The sequence below is a fragment of the Streptomyces sp. NPDC054841 genome (assembly GCF_053611045.1).
On sequence record NZ_JBSGZO010000702.1, the window covers coordinates 1 to 3,296 of the forward strand.

The 3,296-nt window shown below is 72.3% G+C and carries 5 protein-coding genes; all 5 read left to right on the forward strand.

The window, feature by feature from the left end; translation table 11 throughout:
- Positions 1 to 250, forward strand: a 250-nt coding sequence (ybeY, locus tag ACWGI8_RS41960) for an rRNA maturation RNase YbeY (RefSeq protein WP_453668718.1), incomplete at its 5' end; no start/stop codon positions are given.
- A 103-nt stretch (positions 251 to 353) separates the two neighbouring features.
- A complete protein-coding gene (locus tag ACWGI8_RS41965; RefSeq protein WP_453668719.1) occupies positions 354 to 1,622 on the forward strand; it encodes a hemolysin family protein in 1,269 nt (422 codons plus the stop codon).
- Positions 1,619 to 1,984, forward strand: a complete 366-nt coding sequence (locus ACWGI8_RS41970) for an MmcQ/YjbR family DNA-binding protein (protein WP_453668720.1) — start codon at positions 1,619 to 1,621, stop codon at positions 1,982 to 1,984. The genes ACWGI8_RS41965 and ACWGI8_RS41970 overlap by 4 nt, the downstream gene beginning before the upstream one ends.
- A 289-nt stretch (positions 1,985 to 2,273) precedes the next feature.
- Positions 2,274 to 2,627 carry a cytidine deaminase gene (locus ACWGI8_RS41975; protein ID WP_453668721.1) on the forward strand — a complete coding sequence of 118 codons (354 nt, stop codon included), beginning with the start codon at positions 2,274 to 2,276 and terminating at the stop codon, positions 2,625 to 2,627.
- Between the two features lie 2 nt (positions 2,628 to 2,629).
- A complete protein-coding gene (locus tag ACWGI8_RS41980; RefSeq protein WP_453668722.1) occupies positions 2,630 to 3,001 on the forward strand; it encodes a hypothetical protein in 372 nt (123 codons plus the stop codon).
- The last annotated feature ends 295 nt before the right edge of the window (positions 3,002 to 3,296 follow it).

Below are 3,296 nucleotides of genomic sequence, written 5' to 3' on the forward strand. Positions count from 1 at the left end.
GGGGCTCCTCGGCGACATCGTGCTCTGCCCCGAGGTCGCCCAGAAGCAGGGCGAGGAAGCGCCGACCCAGCACTCCATGGACGAGGAGCTCCAGTTGCTCACCGTCCATGGGGTGCTGCACCTTCTGGGGTACGACCACGAGGAGACGGACGAGCGCGCCGAGATGTTCGGTCTGCAGGCGGCGATCGTCGACGGCTGGCGGGCGGAGAAGGGCCTGACCGGCCCGTCCCCGGCGCCGACCGTCTCATGAGCCCGCGCATGAGCACGGCAGTCCAGAGCATGAGCACGGCAGTCCCGCCCATGAGCATGGCCGTCCTGAGCACGGCCGTCCCACTCGTGAGCGTGGCCGGATCATGACCGGCCAACTGATCATCGCCGCGGTCCTGCTGGTCGTCGTCGCCTGGCTGGCGGCGTGCGCCGAAGCCGGTATCGCCCGTGTCTCCAGTTTCCGTGCCGACGAGGCGGTGCGCTCGGGACGGCGCGGCGCCGACCGGCTGGCGCAGGTCGCCTCCGACCCGACGCGCTATCTCAACGTCGCCCTGCTGGTGCGGGTCGCCTGCGAGATGGCCGCCGGGGTGTTCGTCACCTACGCCTGTCTCCAGGAGTTCTCCGAGACCTGGCAGGCGCTGACCGTCGCCATCGGCGTGATGGTCCTCGTCTCCTTCGTCGCCGTCGGGGTCTCCCCGCGCACCATCGGCCGCCAGCACCCGCTGAACACGGCGACGGCCGCCGCGTACGTGCTGCTGCCGCTGGCCCGCGTCATGGGCCCGGTCCCGCAGCTGCTGATCCTCATCGGCAACGCGCTGACACCGGGCAAGGGCTTCCGCAAGGGTCCGTTCGCGAGTGAGGCGGAGCTGCGTGCGATGGTCGACCTCGCCGAGCAGGAGTCGCTCATCGAGGACGAGGAGCGCCGTATGGTGCACTCGGTCTTCGAGCTCGGCGACACCCTCGTACGGGAAGTCATGGTTCCGCGTACCGACCTGGTCGCGATCGAGCGCTACAAGACCATCCGCCAGGCGCTCACCCTCGCCCTGCGCTCCGGCTTCTCCCGTATCCCGGTGACCGGGGAGAACGAGGACGACATCGTCGGGATCGTGTATCTGAAGGACCTGGTCCGCAAGACGCACATCAAGCGGGACGCGGAGGCCGAGCTGGTCTCCACGGCGATGCGCCCGGCGGCCTTCGTGCCCGACACGAAGAACGCGGGCGATCTGCTGCGCGAGATGCAGCAGGAGCGCAACCACGTCGCCGTCGTCATCGACGAGTACGGCGGCACGGCCGGGATCGTCACCATCGAGGACATCCTGGAGGAGATCGTCGGCGAGATCACCGACGAGTACGACCGGGAGCTGCCGCCCGTGCAGGAGCTGGGCGACTCGCGCTACCGGGTCACCGCCCGGCTCGACATCGGCGACCTCGGCGAGCTGTTCGGGCTCGACGAGTTCGACGACGAGGACGTGGAGACGGTCGGCGGGCTGCTCGCCAAGTCCCTCGGCCGGGTGCCGATCGCCGGCGCGAGTGCGGTGGTGGACCTGCCGGACGGGCGCTCGCTGCGGCTGACCGCCGAGGCCACGGCCGGCCGCCGCAACAAGATCGTCACCGTCCTCGTGGAGCCCTCGTGACCGACCGGTTGACCGCTGCGCAGCTCAAAGCCCAGTGCCTGGAGCAGAACGCCGCGGTGGAGGACTTCCCCTTCGGCCCGGAACACTCGGTCTTCAAGGTCGCCGGAAAGATGTTCGCCATCAGCGACCTGGACGCCACCCCGCTGAAGGTCGCGCTCAAATGCGACCCGGACGAGGCGGTCCGGCTGCGCGCCGAGTACCCGGCGATCGTCCCCGGCTACCACCTCAACAAACGCCACTGGAACACGGTGACGGTGGGCGAACTCCCGGCCCGTATGGTCCGGGAGCTCATCGAGGACTCGTACGACCTGGTCGTGGCGGGCCTGCCGAAGGCGGAGCGGCTCCGCCTCGACCGGCCCTGACCGGTCAGGGCTCGTCCGGCGGATCTTGCTGGGCTCCAGCCTGATCCACCGGACGGCCCTAGGCGCGGGCCTTGCGCAGGCCCACCGCCACCAGCAGCGCCGCCCCCACCACGATCGCCGCGTCGATCGTCAGCACGGTGCGCACACCGTCGTACAGCGCGCCGCCGCCTCGCGGGTCAGGGCCTGTCCGGTGGATCAGGCTCGATCAGCGAGCCCGGCGAGATCCGCCGGACAGGCCCTGGGCAAGGGTGCTCGGAGCTGACCGGGGTTGCCGACTTATGCTCGGCACATGACTGAGAGCACCGAACTCGACCCCGAGGACCGCAAGATCATCACGCTGGCGCGCAGCGCCCGCGCCCGCAACGGTGTGCCGGAGGGCGCGGCGGTACGGGACGAGACCGGGCGTACGTACGTGGCGGGCACGGTCGCGCTGGAGTCGCTGCGGCTGAGCGCGTTGCAGACCGCGGTGGCCATGGCGGTGGCGAGCGGCGCGAAGTCGCTGGAGGCCGCGGCGGTCGTCGCCGAGACCGACGCGGTCGCGGATGCCGACCGCGCGGCGGTCCGCGACCTCGGCGGCCCGGCGACCCCGGTCCTGCTGGCGGGCCCCGACGGGGTGCTGCGTACGACGGTGACGGCGGGCTGACGATGCCCCGTGTCTCCCGCACCTGGGCGCGCGTGGCCCTGGCCGTCGGCCTCGTCGGCGTCGTGATCAATCTGATCGACTGGGCCGTCTCCGGCAAGGTGGCCGCGTCCGACGCGTTCCCGCTCTTCCTCGCGGCGGAGGCGGCCTCCGAACTGACCACCGGCCCCCGCCGCCGCGCCCTGCGCGCCGCGGCGGGCGTGGTGCTCCTGGCAGCCGGCTTCGCCGCCGGCATCCCCGCCGCCACCGGCCTGATCCGCGGCGGGTCCGTCGACTGGCTGGGTCTGACGCTCGGCGTGCTCGTGGTGCTCTACGCGGTGGTGATCACGACAGCACTGGTGGCACGCCGCCGCGAACAGGGCTCGTCCCCGGCCTGACTGCGGCCGTCACGCCCCGCGGGTCGAGCCGTCTGCCGGCCGTCGGCTCGGCTGACCGTGCACCTCGGGCGTCCTGCGCCACGGGCGCGCTGTCTGCCGGCCGTCGGCCCGGGCGCCGCCGCGAAGGGGGCTCGTCCCCGGCCTGACCCCGGCCGTCGGCCAAGTCCGTCAGGCGCGTCGGCTGTCCCGCCCCGCGGTCCCGGCCGTCTGCCGGCCGTCGGCCCGGCCGACCGTGCACCTCCAGCCGTCCCGCACGGCGGTGGGTTTCTTTCCCCACCCCGCCCCTTCCCGTAAC

Bases quoted from the DNA above. Each gene is read 5' to 3' on its own strand.
- ACWGI8_RS41965 (WP_453668719.1), top strand. From the start codon at position 354: ATGACCGGCCAACTGATCATCGCCGCGGTCCTGCTGGTCGTCGTCGCC.
- ACWGI8_RS41975 (WP_453668721.1), top strand. From the start codon at position 2,274: ATGACTGAGAGCACCGAACTCGACCCCGAGGACCGCAAGATCATCACG.
- ACWGI8_RS41980 (WP_453668722.1), top strand. From the start codon at position 2,630: ATGCCCCGTGTCTCCCGCACCTGGGCGCGCGTGGCCCTGGCCGTCGGC.